The following is an 11,687-nucleotide window of genomic DNA, read 5'->3' as shown; positions in this document are numbered from 1 at the left end:
CCTCGATCTCAGCCGACTGGGTCGAGGTGATCACCCGCTCGGATTTATAGAGCCCGGCGGATTTCAGGCCAGCGAGCTCGCTCGAGAGATGAGAAATGAAAGCGTCGGTCATCAGCAAACTCAGCACGGTCCTCTCCACACAGGCGAGGACCTTTCAATAATATTCAGCGGTATTATGCGTAATTGACCGCGGTCGACCATGCCGGATCAGCATGCTTCTCCCAATACAGGTCTGTCAGCTGACGAGTCAGAGCGCCAACCCTGCCGTCGCCTACAACAGTCTCATCAATCTTGGACACCGGCATGATCCCGCCCGCTGTAGACGTGATGAAAACTTCGTCGGAGTCCTTCAGTTCGTTGCGATCAATGTCGCCGGCGCTGACCGATAGGCCCAGTTCGTCGCACAGATCAAATACCGTCTGCCTGGTAATGCCCGCAAGCACGCCATAAGCCGGTGTCTTCAGGCGGCCGTCCTTGACAGTGAAAACATTGAAGCCAGGCCCCTCGGCAATGTTGTCGTTTATGTCGACGATCAAAGCAGTTTCGGCACCGTAGTCGTAGGCATCGAACAGGCCCTTCACCAAGTCGAGCCAGTGATAGTTCTTGATCGTCGGATCGATCGACTTGGGCGGGATCCGAACGGTGTTGCTGATGGCCACGTGCAGGCCGCGCTTCAGTTGCTCCTTGTTGGCGACCGATCCGAAAGGCACCGCGAATGCGATGAACCTGTTCTCCGACTGGCGCGGGTCCCGGCTAAAGTTCGGCGAGCCGCCTCGCGTGCAGATCATCTCAACGTAGGCCGACTTGTGCCCGGACAGCGCCACGCAGGTGGACAGGGTTTTCTCGATCTCAGTGCGCGTGTAGGGGAGCTTCATGCGCAGCTTTTCCATCCCACGGAAGAACCGGTCCATGTGCAGATCCAGCCTAAAGAACCTTCCGTCCCATACATGAACGGTATCGTAGGTTGCATCGGAATGCAGAAACCCCCAGTCCAGAACGGACACCTTAGCTTCAGACATCGGCAAGTACTGACCATCCATGAAGGCTACGCCGTGAGGATACTGTCGTTGATCCCGATGGCGTTTTTCTATGGCGGGAAGAGTTGTTGCAGGTCCGGCTGCAGCAAATGTCATACCTGAGTCCTCCAAATCTTCTAAGGGTGCTCCGCACACCCGGTCACGGTCTGCCGCCACGAAACCGCCCAGCGGCTCCGTTTCAGCACTTCGAATGTTGGCGCAGCTAGGACGGCCCGCACATCGCCAGTCGTAGGCGCGATCGATTGCCGCCAGAGCGAGGCCAGCGGCCCTTTCGTGGCCGGCAGCCGGTGACCCAACGATCCAATTAAATCGCAGACTTCGATGCGATGATTGCGATCAAAGTGGCGGCCTGGGCGCAATGCACACTTCAAAAATGGGATCAGAGTGGCGGAAACGGTAGAATGGCTACACCAGCACCCGGGGCTCAAACTTCACGCGGTCCAGGGCAATCATGCTCTTGAACTTGCGGACATTGGGGTTTGTGTAGAGTTTCGTTTTTACAAAAACGTCGAATGCCTCGACGTCCTCTACTGCAACAACAAGAACAAAGTCGGCATCGCCTGTGACCATATAGCATTGAGTGACTTCTTTTGCCGCCCTCATTGCTCGCTTGAAGTCGTCGACAAGATCCAAACGCTCGCGATCGAGCTCTACCGTTACAACCACGGTCAGCGACTTCCCCAGCGCTTTGGGGTCAACAAGGGAGATATCAGCGGTGATAACGCCGTCGGCGCGTAACCTATTGACGCGGCGCATGCATGAGGCAGCAGACGAACCTACGAAATCCGCGAGTTCGGCGAACGACAACCTGTTGTTCTTTTGAAGGGCGCCGAGTATCCGCCGGTCGAGGTCATCTATCATCCCAACACCCTAGATGCGAAAACACGATGTCGCATTGGCGACCCGAACGCACGTTGCGAGATCGGACGCGCATCAAACGCTACCCCATTCAAAAGCACCATTATTGCAATCGTGGCGAATGCGCGAACATTTCTTTTCATCTTGATGCCCGTTTTGCGCACCTTATTTCAAACGTTTACGGCAAACTCTAAATGACTGCAAACCACATGATCCCTCCCGACGGCCTTAGACATATACAACGGAGTTAGCATGCATTCAGTCGCGCAGTTTCATCGCCTGGCCGACGAGGTCACAGCGTGGCGGAGGCATCTTCATCAGAATCCCGAGCTGGACTTTTCTGTGCATGAGACGGCACGGTTCGTTGCGGACAAGCTGGCATCTTTTGGAATCAACCATATCGAAACCGGGATAGCCGGCACAGGTATCGTGGCCTTCATCCAGGGCGAAGGCCACGAAGGGCCGACAATTGGCCTTCGTGCGGATATGGACGCCCTGCCGATCCATGAAGCGACCGGAAAGAAGTGGGCGTCGAAAAAACCCGGGAAGATGCACGCCTGCGGTCACGATGGCCATACGGCCATGCTGCTTGGTGCCGCAAAGCACCTTGCTGGGAGGCGGAATTTTAGCGGCGCCGTCGCGCTGATCTTTCAGCCTGCCGAGGAGGTCGAATTGCCGTCCGGCGGGCTCAAGATGGTCGAGGACGGCTTCTTAGACCGTTATGGCATCTCCCACATCTTCGGGATCCACAACTGGCCAGGCATCGAGGTAGGTAAGTTCGCCATTTGCGCAGGCCCAATGATGGCCTCCCAGGATGATTTTGACATCGCTGTAAAGGGTCGCGGCGGGCACGCTGCAGCCCCCCACTTAACAGTTGACCCGGTCGTTATCGCTGCTCAGGTTATTTTGGGCCTGCAGACGCTGGTGTCGCGCAACACCGACCCGGTAGAGTCACTGGTGATTTCCGTGACGAAACTCCGCGCCTCGAATGCTTACAATGTGATTGCCGATGAAGTTGAATTGGCAGGGACGGTCCGCGCGTTGGCCCCTGCCCTGCGCGATTTCGCCGAGAGCCAGATAGAGATGACTGCGCGGAAAATCGCGCAAGCTTTCGGAGGCGAGATTTCCTACCGCTATCGCCGATCGGTTCCAGCCGCCGTCAATGATACTGCTGCCACCGCTCTTGCCGTTCGGGCGGCGGGCGGCACCGGCGCGGCTGCGGTGGACGCGAAGTTGATGCCGGTCATGGGCGCCGAGGATTTCGCTTATATGCTGCAGGCTCGCCCAGGAGCACTCATTTTCATCGGCAATGGCCTGTCGGCCGCTTTGCACAATGCAGCCTACGACTTTGATGACGCCGCAATCCCGTACGGGATTGCCTATTGGGTAAACCTGGTGGAGGCTGCGCTTGGGGGCGGGCCGAATTAGCGGCAGCATTTCAAATACCCCGGATTTGTGTTTGAGACGTTTCACCCAACCGGCATTTTTGGCGGAATACTGTCCAACCAGTGTTTCATGATGGCCAAGTACCGTCGGTTGCATCTTTGCCACAGGCAGCCACAGCCGCAATCAACCACGATCAATGGTGGCAATAAGAGGGTAGAGAAATGAAAACCAAAATGGGAACAGCCATCCTAGCAGTCGGTCTTGTCGTCTTCGCAGGCACCTACACGGTGACCGCGGGTCCGCTATCGGACCGAGTCAGCGCGGGTCAGCCGATCCGAATCGGGTTCTCGAACGTGCCAATCTATGCGTTTCCGGACGACAAAGGGCAGCCGAAGGGTTTCGTGAACGACGTCGCGCTCGCCATTCTGAAAGATATGGGCCTGACCAACATTGAAACCAACGTCACCGACTGGGGCGGGCTTATCCCCGGCCTGCAGGCCAATCGATATGACATCATCACAGGTGGTATGTACATCTTGGGAAGCCGCTGCAAGAACGTCGCGTTTTCTGAACCGATCGCGAAAACCGGCGATTCATTCCTGGTACCGGCCGGCAATCCCAAGGGCATCCACAACTATAAGGATATCCTCGAGAAAAAGGCTGCTTTCGTCACTTATTCAGGCGCCAACCTGATTGAGGCCGCGAAGAAGGAAGGTGTGAGCGACGATCAGATAACGCAGGTTCCAGGGCCTTCGGAGGTCCTCGCTGCGGTCAAATCAGGCCGTGCGGACGCTGGCGGAATGACTTACTTCGAGGTCAAATCCATGGCGGATGCGTCGAACGGCCAGTTTGAATCCACAAATCCTGCGGACTTGCCCGAATGGACACAGAACTGGGTGGGAATTGGGTTTCGGACCGAGGATGCTGATTTCCTGGCCAAGTTCAACGAGGCCTTAAAAAAATATGTGGGAACACCACGGATGATCGAGGTGGTTAAGCCATACGGCCTGTCCGATGTTAATCTTCCGGGTCCCACCACGACCCAGTGGGCTTGCTCAAACCGGTAAGGTACAAGAGATGCGGGTACCCGCTGGGAGCCCGCATCTCTGTCCTTCCTACGGATATAATATGGGTTATCTTCAGTTTCTTGCTGAGTATTGGCCCCGGCTGTTATCAGGCACCTGGGTGACGATCCTTACTTTCGCGTTCTCGGCGGTTTTAAGCGTCGCGATGTCGATGATCGCAGGCCTCTGCAAGCTTGCGAGAACGCCAATTCTCCGCGGGGTCGCCATTTGCTACATCGAACTATTCAGGGGCACATCCCTATTAGTCCAGCTCTATTGGATTTTTTTCGTGCTTCCGCTCTTCGGCTTTACAATTGAGAAGTTTACCGCAGGGTGCTTGGCGATCGGCCTGAATATCGGGGCCTACGGTGCCGAACTGGTTAAAGGCGCCGTCCTGGCAGTGCCAACGGGGCAGTGGGAGGCCGCACTGGCACTCAACATGGCTCCAGCCCAGCGGATGTGGCGTGTCATCCTCCCCCAGGCGCTGGTGATTGCATTGCCGGCATGGGGCAATCTATTGATCGAGCTCTTGAAGGCCACGGCCCTCGTGTCCTTGATATCCGTTGCTGACATCATGTTCGAAGCCAAACAAATCAACGGGCAGACATTTCTGTCGGCCCAGGTTTTCGGCGCGACTCTGGTCATCTACTACATATTGGCGAGGTTCCTGCTGACTCCCGGGATGCGCAGCATCGAGAAACAAATGCGCGCCAAATTGGGTTGAGGCTGAGCGATGTTTAAATGGGACTGGGATTTCACCTGGAAAATCTTGCCGCGATTGCTACACGCGACAGGCAATACCCTCATTGCCGCGCTGTCCGGCTATGCAATTGCCATGGTGCTTGGTCTGGCGCTAGCCCTTATTCAGCGCAGTAATGCCGCGGTTCTGCGGTGGGTCGTCCGTGAACTGATAGAGTTTATCCGCTCAACACCACTCCTCGTTCAGGTGTTCTTCGTTTTCTACGTAGCCCCACAATTTGGAGTACGGCTAAGCCCATGGGTTTCCGGGATGCTTGCCATTGGTCTCCACTATGCCTGCTACCTGTCTGAAGTTTATCGCGGCGGGATCGAGGGGGTCGTACGTGGGCAGTGGGAGGCGGCGACCGCGCTGAACATGTCCACCAAACAGACCTACCTTCGGGTTGTTATTCCGCAAGCCATCCCGCTCTGCATTCCTGGAATGGGAAACTATTTGGTCGGAATATTCAAAGATACCCCTATGCTCTCGGTGATAGGTGTCGCAGAGTTGATGCACACCGCCAATGCTATTGGCACCGAAAATTACCGGTTTCTAGAGCCTTACACTTTGGTCGGAGTGATATTTCTGGTGATTTCACTGCCATCGGCAGGCTTGGTAAAAGTGTTGGATCGGTATCTGCACCGTAGGCTGGGAATTTAACATGACGGATCTCAGCAATATGCCCTTGCAGCTCGCTGGCGAATCCAAGCCCATCGTGAGCTTTAGAAAAGTGCGGAAAGCCTACGGGCCGATCGTTGTGCTCGACGACCTTAATCTTGACGTTGCGCCAGGGGAAACGGTCACCATTATCGGCCCGTCGGGGTCAGGCAAGACCACCGTATTAAGGGTCTTGATGACGCTCGAGACGATCAACGGAGGATGCATTTACGTCGACGGAAAGCCCCTGACCCACATGGAAAAGAATGGGGTGCTGGTTCCAGCTAGCCAAAAATACATTCGCAGCCGGCGCTCCGATATCGGCATGTGCTTTCAGCATTTCAATCTTTTTCCGCACAGGACCGCCCTGGAGAATTGCATGGAGGGCCCGGTCCAAGTGTTAAAAATGCCAAAGACCGAGGCTCGTGACCGCTGTGTCGAGTTGCTCGAAATGGTAGGAATGCTGCACAAAATGGATCAGCATCCTTCCAGGCTCTCAGGCGGCCAGCAGCAGCGGGTGGCTATCGCCCGCGCGCTGGCGATGCGGCCGAAGGTCATGCTTTTCGACGAAGTTACATCCGCTCTTGATCCAGAAGTTATCGGTGAAGTCACTAATGTCATCAGAAAGCTGGTTGCGGAACATAATCTGACCATGCTGATGGTGACGCACCAGATGGGGTTCGCCCGGGACATTTCCGACAGGGTATGTTTCTTCTACGGCGGCAAGATTGAGGAGCAGGGTACCCCGGCGGAGTTGTTCTCAAACCCGCAAAAGGAAAGGACCCAGCAGTTTCTGCGCGCCGTAAAGGAAGCTGTCTGATCTGGGGCTCCCGCAGGCCCAAGATTGACGCGGGCACGACAGGCAGCCTCCCGCGGCAGGCGTGGGACGAGCTGCTAGCCAACGAGAGCACGTTGTCCTCCTGCTCTCCATAGATCCATTTCATGCCACCTAGAACTATGCATAGATCATTTCAAGGAGCGCCGCCTTTTGGCGCGAATGTAGGTCCTGGCTAGCCTAGATTGCAACTAGTGACGCTTCTCGACATCGATCGTGGCTACCGGATCGGCCGAAGCTACACAAAGGCGTCTGAGCCGGTAGCGCCTGGTCTGTCATTATATCGAGGACTACATTATGACACACGCCTTGACTCCAATCTCTTCCCCCAATTGGTCAATGCTGTCGCTGGCCAATGTAGACCCGTTCCCAAGCTACGATGAACTCAGGAAGCGTGGCCCGTTGGTGTGGGATCCCGGCATGAACTGCTGGCTCGCCGTGAGCTACGACGCGTGCAAGATCACCGAGTCCGATGAAGATACGTTTCGGATCATGTACGTCGACGCATCTCCGAAGACGCTTGAAATCAATGGCGGGGAGACTGGCGTATCGGTGATGACTGGCGAGAAACACGCGGCCATGCGCCGGGTGTTTCTCAAGCTGCTGAGCCCCAGTGCCATGACAAAGTACCGTGTTGATCACGTGCTGCCCGTTATCAACGACGCAATAGGCCGCTTCCAGAAAAGAGGTAGCGCCGAACTCGTTAGGGAGTATGCGCAAGCCATTCCAGAGCGTGTAATGGCCTCGATGTTTGGGCTCCCATGGAAAGACGATGCGCTCGTCACGCAGGTTGCGGAGTGGCACAAAGACATCGTTGCCTGGATCGGCATGAAAAATGCCGGCGGAGAATTGATGCAAAAGGCTCAGCATGCGTCAGACAAGCTAAACGAGCTGTTTCTCCCCCTCGTGCTTGAACGAAAAGATAAGCGCGGTGAAGATTTCATAAGCCTCCTCTGGTCGCAGGGTGAGAAGGACTATCCTGACCTTGGGGTAACGGAGGTTCTTCATAACACGCGAGATTCTGCGATAGGTTCGGGAGAGACGACGGCGAACGCCATTGCCAATGCTGTCTACCTCTATCTGACAGATTCCGAAGCTCGCGAGGCCGTCACGAACGATCAGGGTGCGACCCTTAACGTCTTTGTGGAAGAGACTTTGCGGCTTTTAGGGTCCGTTCAATGGCGCTTCCGGGTAGCGAACCGCGACGTATCGGTCTTGGGCGTGTCGGTAAAGAAGGACGATGTTATTTGCAATCTGCACGCCGCCGCCAACCGAGATCCGGAACACTATAGTTGTCCCCACGCCTTAGACCTCACCAGAAAAGCCCCGAATGACCATCTAGCCCTGAACGTGGGACCGCGGCTCTGCGCAGGCATGCACTTTGCCAGGCTTTTGATGCGTGAAGGCATGAAGGGCCTTATCGAACGGCTTCCTGAGCTACGGCTTGACCCTTCCATGGAGCCTCCACGCTTTAGGAACTATTCCCATCGTTCCTATGGGCCACTCAACGTTCTATTTTGAGGTAAATCAGGGTGAGAATAGTCGTTTACGACCAGGGCGGGGCAAGGATCGAAATCGGAGATGTTGCCGGCCAGACGCTGATGAGCGCTATCCGCGACAAAGGCCTTAACATCACGGCTCAGTGTGGCGGTTGTGCTGCATGCGCTACGTGCCACGTATATGTTGACGACGGATGGGTCAGCAAGCTCAAGCCTGTCAGCGATGTTGAGGATGCCATGCTCGACATCGCCGAGGAGCGGCAGGCGAACTCACGACTCTCATGCCAAGTAAAGCTGACGGAAGATCTCGACGGTTTGACTGTAACCCTGGCACCGGGTTCCGGATTCTAACGCAAGCCTGTCAACGGCGGAAGCGCGCCTCATGCGAAAGAGATTACTTATAGTCGGCGGTTCATACGCCGCATCCGAGTTGGCATGCCAGGCGCGTGAGAGCGGCTACGCGGAAGAGATCGTGATTGTTAGCGAGGAAGGAGACCTTCCGTACCATAGGCCGCCACTTTCCAAGTCCTATCTCAAGGACGCCAGTGAGGAGCTCATGCCCCTCAGGGCGGAAGCCCTCTACCGGGACAAGGCCATTGAAGTAGAGCTGGGCGTGAGAGTCGTTGCGATCGATGGGCGCGAGAATCGCGCCACACTTTCCAACAATGCTGTCATACCATTCGACACCCTCGCGCTAGCAACCGGCGCCCGTGCGCGTACGTTGCCTGGCCTCGATACTTGCCCAGGCAACGTGCACTACGTTCGGAGCGCAGCAGACGCCCGAAAACTCCGATCAGCGATCTCTGATGCGGAAAAGGTGGTGATCATTGGTGCGGGATTCATCGGCCTCGAAGTCGCATCTGCCCTCGTTCGGCAAAGCAAACACGTAACGGTGGTGGAAGCTGCGGAGCGTGTTTTGGCTCGCGCGGTGTCCCCCGAACTTTCCAGGTTGCTGTCGGCAATTCACGCTCAAAACGGGGTGCACCTAATCACTTCCCGGAAGGTGCGTCCGATCATTGGCCCCAGCAGGCTTGTCAATCGTATCGAATTGGACGACGGCTCGATCTTAAAAGCGGACATTGTTGTTGTTGGTGTCGGCTCTCATGCCAATCTCGAGCTCGCGCAGCAGCTGGAATTGAATGTGGGAAATGGCATTTTTGTCGACGAAAGGTCGCAGACCTCCAAGAGCAATGTATTTGCAGCGGGCGACTGCGCTACGTTCACTGGTCGGTTCAACCGCACCGGGATACGCCTTGAATCGGTGCAAAATGCGATCGATCAGGCCCGCGTAGCCGGCAACGCGATAGCTGGAGGGGACAAGGTCTACCACGCCGTTCCTTGGTTCTGGTCCGATCAGTACGATTCGAAAATCCAGATCGCGGGCCTGTCTGGCGGGGCGACTGATTCTGAACCCCTGCACGGGGAGAAGTCGGATGTTTCCGTCTTTCATTTCCGCGATGACGTCTGTGTGAGCGTTGAAAGCGTCAATCGCCCCCGTGACCACATGGCGGCGCGCCGCCTTCTTGCGGGCAGTAAAGAGATTACCAGACGGAACCTTCAGGAGGTTGATTTCAATATATCTGCACTCCTCAAGGCTTAGGCGTCTTCAGCACAAAGGGGCAGCATTATGTCTACTTCAGCTAAGTTAGAGCTACATGATGAGATATTTTCTGTCGACGGCGTGGCACAGGGCGTGCCCGCCTGCACTGAGGCAGAGTGTCTGGCGTATGGCAATAGCCTTTGGGTTGAAGTCGATGGGACAGGCGACTGTATCCGCCACTGGTCGTCCGGATTATCTGATCAGACGCCAGTAGCAGTCTTCTATATTCACGGCGATCGCTTGTGGTTTGGAGATCCTGTGGGCTACGAAGACAACAGTGTTGCGAGGCAGCAAGCATACGCGAATGCAGCAGCGTCTTCGCTCGGGATGCCGTTCATCAAGATCGCCCGGCCGGGACTGTACGGATCGTCAGGCAAACACAGTTCGGCTCGCCAGATGCGCGAGCTGGAGCTAATTGCAGGGGCTATTCGGCAGCTTATCGCACGCCACAATATCAAGCGGTACGGGTTTGCGGGACAGTCCGGTGGGGGTAGTGTTGCCAGCTATTTGCTGACACAATTCCCGGATGTGGAATGTGTCGCATTTTCAGCTGCTTGTTTGTCCTTGGATGGCCTGCGGAGGGGTAGCCCGGAGCGCAGTGGATATGACGGCGCGGGCGATATTTACGACCCCGTGGCGCACCTGTCCAAGGTCCCAATGAATCCTAACCGCCGTTTGTTTGTGATTGGCGACGAAAAAGACAAGTCAGCGCTTTTTCTGAACCTCGAGGACTACTATCACACTGCGAAGTCGCTAGGGCACAATGTCACCCTCTTTCGAACCGAGGGACTCGGCAACCACCATGTATTGGACGCCACCGGCCAGCACGCGTTGGCGTGGGCTTTGAGGGGGCTGTCCACGGAACAGATCCAAAAGAAAATCGCGAACAAAGAAATCGTCGGCTAAATAGCGGCTGCGGGAGGTGATTGAGCCCAATGAGGAGATCATCCCTCAAACTTGCTGATCTTTGCAATGCCTGTTCCATGCCTTTGCAGCTTTTGAAGATACCGTGCCGATGTTCAAGCTAATATTGGCTAACCACGCCTCAAAGAACATCGAGGGCATCCGTAGCAAGTCCGGTCGCCTGGCTTGCCGAAGTGAACGACCACAATAGCGCAAGGATATAGAATATGAAAACCCGCGCCGCTGTCGCTGTCGCCGCCGGAAAACCGCTGGAGATCATGGAGGTCGACCTCGAGGGTCCGCGTGACGGCGAGGTGCTGGTCGAGATCAAGGCGACCGGCATCTGCCACACCGACGAATTCACGCTGTCGGGCGCCGATCCCGAAGGCCTGTTCCCGGCGATCCTCGGCCATGAGGGCGCCGGCATCGTCGTCGATGTCGGCAAGGGTGTCACTTCTGTCAAAAAGGGCGACCATGTCATCCCGCTCTACACGCCCGAATGCCGGCAGTGCCCGTCCTGCCTGTCGCGCAAGACCAACCTCTGCACCGCCATCCGAGCAACCCAGGGCCAGGGCCTGATGCCCGATGGCTCGTCGCGCTTCTCGATCGGCAAGGACAAGATCTTTCACTATATGGGCTGCTCGACCTTCTCCAACTTTACGGTCTTGCCCGAGATCGCGTTGGCCAAGGTCAACCCGGACGCCCCCTTCGACAAGATTTGCTATATCGGCTGCGGCGTTACCACCGGCATCGGCGCCGTCATCAACACCGCCAAGGTCGAGCAAGGCGCAACCGCTGTCGTCTTCGGCCTAGGCGGCATCGGCTTGAACGTCATCCAGGGCCTGAAGCTCGCCGGCGCCGACATGATCATCGGCGTCGACCTCAACAACGATAAGAAGGCCTGGGGCGAGAAATTCGGCATGACGCATTTCGTCAATCCGAAGGAGATCGACGGCGACATCGTCCCGCACCTCGTCAACATGACCAAGCGGGGCGCGGACCAGATCGGCGGCGCCGATTACACATTCGACTGCACCGGCAGCACCAAGGTGATGCGCCAGGCGCTGGAAGCCTCGCATCGCGGCTGGGGCAAGTCGGTCATCATCGGC

12 protein-coding genes are annotated in these 11,687 nt (G+C 56.4%); 10 read left to right on the top strand and 2 right to left on the bottom strand.

The annotated features are described in order from the left end of the window. Nucleotides 1–173: 173 nt before the first annotated feature. Together ACWTU9_RS32620 and ACWTU9_RS32615 are read right to left on the bottom strand one after the other, a co-directional pair. Nucleotides 174–1,133 (bottom strand): aminotransferase class IV, encoded by a 960-nt coding sequence (locus ACWTU9_RS32620; RefSeq protein WP_455861916.1) that lies wholly within the window; start codon nt 1,131–1,133, stop codon nt 174–176. 309 nt (nt 1,134–1,442) lie between these two features. Then, the gene (locus ACWTU9_RS32615) at nt 1,443–1,898 is read right to left on the bottom strand and encodes an Lrp/AsnC family transcriptional regulator (protein ID WP_455861915.1); all 456 of its coding nucleotides are present in this window, start codon (nt 1,896–1,898) and stop codon (nt 1,443–1,445) included. 249 nt (nt 1,899–2,147) lie between these two features. Here ACWTU9_RS32615 and ACWTU9_RS32610 point away from each other — a divergent pair, with 249 nt between their 5' ends. The 10 genes from ACWTU9_RS32610 to ACWTU9_RS32565 all read left to right on the top strand — a co-directional run. After that, a complete protein-coding gene (locus tag ACWTU9_RS32610) occupies nt 2,148–3,323 on the top strand; it encodes an amidohydrolase (RefSeq protein WP_455861914.1) in 1,176 nt (391 codons plus the stop codon). Between the two features lie 179 nt (nt 3,324–3,502). Continuing rightward, nucleotides 3,503–4,348, top strand: a complete 846-nt coding sequence (locus ACWTU9_RS32605) for a transporter substrate-binding domain-containing protein (RefSeq protein WP_455861913.1) — start codon at nt 3,503–3,505, stop codon at nt 4,346–4,348. Between the two features lie 61 nt (nt 4,349–4,409). After that, nucleotides 4,410–5,069 carry an ectoine/hydroxyectoine ABC transporter permease subunit EhuC gene (gene ehuC, locus ACWTU9_RS32600; RefSeq protein ID WP_455861912.1) on the top strand — a complete coding sequence of 220 codons (660 nt, stop codon included), beginning with the start codon at nt 4,410–4,412 and terminating at the stop codon, nt 5,067–5,069. A 9-nt stretch (nt 5,070–5,078) separates the two neighbouring features. Continuing rightward, nucleotides 5,079–5,744 carry an ectoine/hydroxyectoine ABC transporter permease subunit EhuD gene (gene ehuD, locus ACWTU9_RS32595; protein ID WP_455861911.1) on the top strand — a complete coding sequence of 222 codons (666 nt, stop codon included), beginning with the start codon at nt 5,079–5,081 and terminating at the stop codon, nt 5,742–5,744. Nucleotide 5,745: 1 nt separating this feature from the next. Beyond that, nucleotides 5,746–6,561: an ectoine/hydroxyectoine ABC transporter ATP-binding protein EhuA gene (ehuA, locus tag ACWTU9_RS32590; RefSeq protein ID WP_455861910.1), complete on the top strand. Its 816-nt coding sequence runs from the start codon at nt 5,746–5,748 to the stop codon at nt 6,559–6,561. A gap of 312 nt (nt 6,562–6,873) precedes the next feature. Further along, nucleotides 6,874–8,097 carry a cytochrome P450 gene (locus ACWTU9_RS32585; protein ID WP_455861909.1) on the top strand — a complete coding sequence of 408 codons (1,224 nt, stop codon included), beginning with the start codon at nt 6,874–6,876 and terminating at the stop codon, nt 8,095–8,097. Between the two features lie 11 nt (nt 8,098–8,108). Next, nucleotides 8,109–8,426 carry a 2Fe-2S iron-sulfur cluster-binding protein gene (locus ACWTU9_RS32580; RefSeq protein ID WP_455861908.1) on the top strand — a complete coding sequence of 106 codons (318 nt, stop codon included), beginning with the start codon at nt 8,109–8,111 and terminating at the stop codon, nt 8,424–8,426. 31 nt (nt 8,427–8,457) lie between these two features. Beyond that, nucleotides 8,458–9,675, top strand: coding sequence for an NAD(P)/FAD-dependent oxidoreductase (locus ACWTU9_RS32575; protein WP_455861907.1), 1,218 nt, complete (start codon nt 8,458–8,460; stop codon nt 9,673–9,675). A 27-nt stretch (nt 9,676–9,702) separates the two neighbouring features. Then, the gene (locus ACWTU9_RS32570; RefSeq protein WP_455861906.1) at nt 9,703–10,581 is read left to right on the top strand and encodes an alpha/beta hydrolase family protein; all 879 of its coding nucleotides are present in this window, start codon (nt 9,703–9,705) and stop codon (nt 10,579–10,581) included. A 224-nt stretch (nt 10,582–10,805) separates the two neighbouring features. Continuing rightward, on the top strand, nt 10,806–11,687 hold an 882-nt coding region (locus ACWTU9_RS32565; protein ID WP_455861905.1), incomplete at its 3' end, for an alcohol dehydrogenase catalytic domain-containing protein.

It is taken from the genome of Mesorhizobium sp. 128a, from assembly GCF_053848025.1.
The sequence above is the reverse complement of the archived record's forward strand: the minus strand, read 5'-3'. Positions and strand labels throughout refer to the sequence as shown.

Coding starts and splice junctions, on each gene's coding strand:
- ACWTU9_RS32585 (WP_455861909.1), top strand. CDS start 6,874: ATGACACACGCCTTGACTCCAATCTCTTCCCCCAATTGGTCAATGCTG.
- ACWTU9_RS32570 (WP_455861906.1), top strand. CDS start 9,703: ATGTCTACTTCAGCTAAGTTAGAGCTACATGATGAGATATTTTCTGTC.
- ehuD (WP_455861911.1), top strand. CDS start 5,079: ATGTTTAAATGGGACTGGGATTTCACCTGGAAAATCTTGCCGCGATTG.
- ACWTU9_RS32610 (WP_455861914.1), top strand. CDS start 2,148: ATGCATTCAGTCGCGCAGTTTCATCGCCTGGCCGACGAGGTCACAGCG.
- ACWTU9_RS32615 (WP_455861915.1), bottom strand. CDS start 1,898: ATGATAGATGACCTCGACCGGCGGATACTCGGCGCCCTTCAAAAGAAC.
- ehuC (WP_455861912.1), top strand. CDS start 4,410: ATGGGTTATCTTCAGTTTCTTGCTGAGTATTGGCCCCGGCTGTTATCA.
- ACWTU9_RS32575 (WP_455861907.1), top strand. CDS start 8,458: ATGCGAAAGAGATTACTTATAGTCGGCGGTTCATACGCCGCATCCGAG.
- ACWTU9_RS32605 (WP_455861913.1), top strand. CDS start 3,503: ATGAAAACCAAAATGGGAACAGCCATCCTAGCAGTCGGTCTTGTCGTC.
- ACWTU9_RS32620 (WP_455861916.1), bottom strand. CDS start 1,133: ATGACATTTGCTGCAGCCGGACCTGCAACAACTCTTCCCGCCATAGAA.
- ehuA (WP_455861910.1), top strand. CDS start 5,746: ATGACGGATCTCAGCAATATGCCCTTGCAGCTCGCTGGCGAATCCAAG.